The 3,935-nt window shown below is 72.2% G+C and carries 5 protein-coding genes and 1 pseudogene; 3 read left to right on the plus strand and 3 right to left on the minus strand.

What is annotated here, in order from left to right:
* Positions 1-16: 16 nt before the first annotated feature.
* The 3 genes and pseudogenes from ABZ281_RS41170 to ABZ281_RS41180 all read right to left on the minus strand — a co-directional run.
* On the minus strand, positions 17-289 hold the full coding sequence (locus ABZ281_RS41170) for a DUF4436 family protein (RefSeq protein WP_356663063.1): 273 nt from the start codon (positions 287-289) through the stop codon (positions 17-19).
* On the minus strand, positions 244-537 hold the full coding sequence (locus ABZ281_RS41175) for a DUF4436 family protein (RefSeq protein WP_356663064.1): 294 nt from the start codon (positions 535-537) through the stop codon (positions 244-246). Before ABZ281_RS41175 ends, ABZ281_RS41170 begins: the two co-directional genes overlap by 46 nt.
* A pseudogene (locus ABZ281_RS41180) lies at positions 501-851 on the minus strand (alpha/beta hydrolase); the annotation flags it as partial. The gene ABZ281_RS41175 and the pseudogene ABZ281_RS41180, both read right to left, overlap by 37 nt.
* A 384-nt stretch (positions 852-1,235) precedes the next feature.
* Between ABZ281_RS41180 and ABZ281_RS41185 the strand changes: the two are divergent.
* The 3 genes from ABZ281_RS41185 to ABZ281_RS41195 form a co-directional block, all read left to right on the plus strand.
* Positions 1,236-2,360 (plus strand): Gfo/Idh/MocA family oxidoreductase, encoded by a 1,125-nt coding sequence (locus tag ABZ281_RS41185; RefSeq protein WP_356663065.1) that lies wholly within the window; start codon positions 1,236-1,238, stop codon positions 2,358-2,360.
* Complete coding sequence (locus ABZ281_RS41190; protein WP_356663066.1) at positions 2,357-3,280, plus strand: PmoA family protein; 924 nt, start codon at positions 2,357-2,359, stop codon at positions 3,278-3,280. Before ABZ281_RS41185 ends, ABZ281_RS41190 begins: the two co-directional genes overlap by 4 nt.
* On the plus strand, positions 3,274-3,935 hold a 662-nt coding region (locus ABZ281_RS41195), incomplete at its 3' end, for a cupin (protein WP_356663067.1). The genes ABZ281_RS41190 and ABZ281_RS41195, both read left to right, overlap by 7 nt.

The following is a 3,935-nucleotide window of genomic DNA, read 5'->3' on the forward strand; positions in this document are numbered from 1 at the left end:
ATCCGGACGACGGACATCAGGCGAGTTGCGCGTCGGCCGCGCGCAAGGCGGTGCGGATGCCGAAGGTGACCACGACGATCAGGCACAGGGCGATGACGGCCTCGGCCCAGAAGAAGGCGAACCAGTCCATCACGCAGCCGATCGGGGGTGTGCCGGGGGCGGTGTTGCGGAACGCCGCGAGAGCGAACAGCGTGGCGGCCATCCAGGCGAGGGCGGGCCAGACCAGGCCCTGCCTGCGGGTCGTCAGATACCAGGCCCCCCGAGGAGCACGGACGACGCCAGCGCCCACATCGCGACCATCATGAAGACCGCGAAGACGAGCAGGCTGCCCGATCGGGACAGCTTCAGCGCCACGACGGCCTCCTGCCCGGAGGGCGGGGGTGTCACCGAGACGGAGAAGAGCGTGTCGGCGTTGGAGAAGAGCATCCGCACCGGCACCGGCTTACCGCCCAGCACGGCCCAGAACTCGACGTCGGTGTCGTAGGTGTCGAACGGGTAGACCGCGCGGCGACGTCCTGCATCGCCTCGCGCACCCACGGCGGGTCACCGAGCGAGGGCCCGCCGGGGCCGCCGCCGTTGAGGAGCAGGGGGCCGGCGCTGCGCCGGGTGTCGGTGGCGCGGATCCGGGAGATCGCGACGGTGATCGTCCGGCCGCGGGGGTCGGAGTAGTCCAGCGGTACGGTCACGTCGGCGCAGCGGGCGCCCGCCTGCTCCAGCTTCTTGCCGGTCGGGTCGTCCGGCCCGAGCACGCAGCTCTTCCAGGTGAGGTGCTGCCGGTGATGGCGGGCGAGAGGGTCCGAGGCCGCCTCGGCGGCGGGCAGTGAGGTGAAGGCGAGTGCGGCGGCCGTCAGGGCGAGGACGGCTCTGCTCGCGGTTCCCGGGGAACGGGGTAACACGTGGTTTCCTTTCTGTCGCCGATGTCCTCTCGCGGGACTGGCAGGGCCATGCCCGGGAGGGGTGCTGTGCGACAGAACGGTAGGGACGTCTCGCAGGCCGATCACTCCGGCTGACGGCCGGGCTCGTGGTGGGGCCAGCCTCAGCGGAGGGGCGGGGGAACGCCATTTCCATGGCGGGGGCAACAACCCGAATCTCCGCCCCAAGCTGGGACAATGCTCGGGCACACCTTGTGGAGGTCGCTGCAGGGGGGTTGTCCAGACATTCTCTCGCGCCTAGGGTCCCTTCCGAGTGCAAGCGCTTTCCAAGCGTGTGTCCGCCGGCTGTCCGAGGAGCGCCGCATGTCCGTGTCCCCAGGGTTCCCCGCCCGCCGCCGCGTGGCCGTCGTCGGCACCGGTGCCATCGTGAGCGGCAGCCATCTGCCGGCGCTGCGCGCCCACTCCGACCGGGTGGAACTGGTGGCCGCCGTCGACGTGGACCAGGAACGCCTCGACGCCTTCCGCGAGCTGGCCGGTGAGCAGGTCGCCGGGTTCACCTCGGTGGACGCGATGCTGGACGCCGTACGCCCCGACCTGGTCCTCATCGGTACGCCGCCCTCCCTGCACCGGGACCAGACGGTGGCCGCGCTGAAGGCGGGCGCCTGGGTGCTGTGCGAGAAGCCGCTGACCCTGTCGCTCGCGGAGTACGACGAGATCGCCGCCGCCGAGGAGGCCTCCGGCGCCTACGCGGCGGTCGTCTTCCAGCACCGCTACGGATCCGGCGCCGTGCACGCCCGCGAACTGATCACGAGCGGCGAGCTGGGCGCCCCGCTGGTCGCGCACTGCCAGACCACCTGGCACCGGGACGCCCCGTACTACGCGGTGCCGTGGCGCGGAAAGTGGGCCAGCGAGGGCGGCGGCCCCACCATGGGTCACGGCATCCACCAGTACGACCTGATGCTGCACCTGCTCGGTGAGTGGCAGGAGATCAGCGCGATGGCCGCGCGCCTGGTCCACGACACCGAGAGCGAGGACGTCTCCACCGCCCTGGTGCGGTTCAGGAGCGGCGCCCTCGCCACCGTCGTCAACAGCGTGCTCTCCCCGGACGAGGTGAGCCGCATCCGAATCGACTGCGCGGACGCCACGGTCGAGCTCACCCACCTGTACGGCCACAGCAACGACAGCTGGGCCTACACCCCGGCCCCGCACGTGGCCTCCGAGCGCGCCACCGCCTGGCGCACACCCGACACCGACGTGCCCAGCTCGCACACCGCCCAGCTGGGAGCGCTCCTCGACGCCTACGACACCGGCACACGGCCCCCGGGCAGCGGTCACGACGCCCGCGCCACCCTGGAGTTCGCCGCCGCCCTGTACAAGGCGGCGTTCACCGGCCGCTCGGTGCGCGCGGGCGAGATCGGCCCCGGCGACCCCTTCTACGAGGCCATGCACGGCGAGTACCCCGACTGGGCCCCCAAGGAGCGCGCATGACCATCCGCGTCACCCACACGCACGGCGAGGACATCGCCGTCACCGCAGGCGGCACGGAGATCCTCCGCTACGTCTACCGTGCCGACCCGGACCCCTTCGAGTCCCGCAAGCCCTACGCCCACCCCGTGCGCACCCTCTCGGGCCGCACGGTCACCGGTTACCGTCCCAACGACCACCGCTGGCACAAGGGCCTGCAGATGACCGCGAGCCATCTGTCCGGCCAGAACTTCTGGGGCGGCAACTGCTACGTGCACGGCGAGGGCTACCTCCCGCTGCCCGAGCGCGTCGGCTCGATGCGGCACGACGGCTTCGCGGACTTCACCGTCGAGGACGACCGCCTCGCCGTCACCGAGAACCTCACCTGGATCGAGAACGGCGGCGAGGAGTGGGCGCGCGAGGTGCGCGGCCTGACCGTCCACTCGGTGGACGAGGAGGCCGGTTCCTGGGCTCTGGACTGGTCGATCCGCCTCACCAACACCCGTTCGGAACCACTGGTTTTCGGCTCCCCGACCACCGCGGGCCGTGACATGGCCGGCTACACCGGACTCCAGTGGCGCGGCCCGCGCGACTTCACCGGCGGCACGGTCTTCGCCCCGGACACCGACGCCGACGCGGGCAAGCTGATGGGTACCCAGGGCCCTTGGCTCGCCTTCACCACCGAGCACGACGACGTCGACGGCCACTCCACCCTGGTCTTCGCGCACGCGCCCGAAAACCTCGACGAGACGTCCCCGATCCACGAGTCGCACTGGTTCGTCCGCTCCGAGCCCTTCCCGACGGTCGCGTTCTCCTGGGCGTTCTTCGAGGAGTTCGAGCTGCCGCCGGGCGGGTCCTTCGGATACCGGTACCGCATCGTCGTCGCCGACGGTGCCTGGGACCGCGACCGGGTCGGCATCCACCTGGAGGGCCTGCCGTGGTGAGCGAGCCGAAACCGGCGGGTCTTTCGCACCCGCTGCCCGGCGCGATCGGCCTGTCCCACCTCAGCGCCTACGACTGGGAGGCCGCCGACGGTGTGTGCGGCGGCAGTCCGCACCTGCACCTGGTGTGCACCGAGGCGTACGTCGTCACCGGCGGCCGGGGCGCGGTCCAGACGCTGAGCCCCGACGGCTACCGGGACATCCCCCTCGAAGCCGGCTCGATCGCCTGGTTCACGCCGGGCACCGTGCACCGCATGGTGCAGGGCGGCGATCTGCGCATCACCGTACTGATGCAGAACAGCGGCCTGCCCGAGGCCGGGGATGCCGTGTTCACCTTCCCGCCCGAGGTGCTCGCCGACCCCGACCGGTACGCCGCCGCCGCTGCCCTGCCGCCCGGCACCGGGCCGGAGACCGCCACGGCCGCCCGGCGCCGCAGGGACCTCGCCGTCGAGGGCTACCTCGGGCTGCGCGAGGCCCTCGTGGCCGGGGACAACGGCCCGTACCTGGAGTTCCAGAGCGCCGCCGCCCGGATCGTCCGCGACAAGGTTCCCACCTGGCGGAAGCTGTGGCGGGAGGGTGCCCTGGCCGCCGCGGAGCGCACCGGCGCTCAGCTCGACGCCCTGGCCGCCGGCGACCCGGGCTACCTCGGCGAGGCCAC

The sequence above is a fragment of the Streptomyces sp. NPDC006265 genome (assembly GCF_040613555.1).
In the GTDB taxonomy this organism is placed as follows: Bacteria; Actinomycetota; Actinomycetes; order Streptomycetales; family Streptomycetaceae; genus Streptomyces.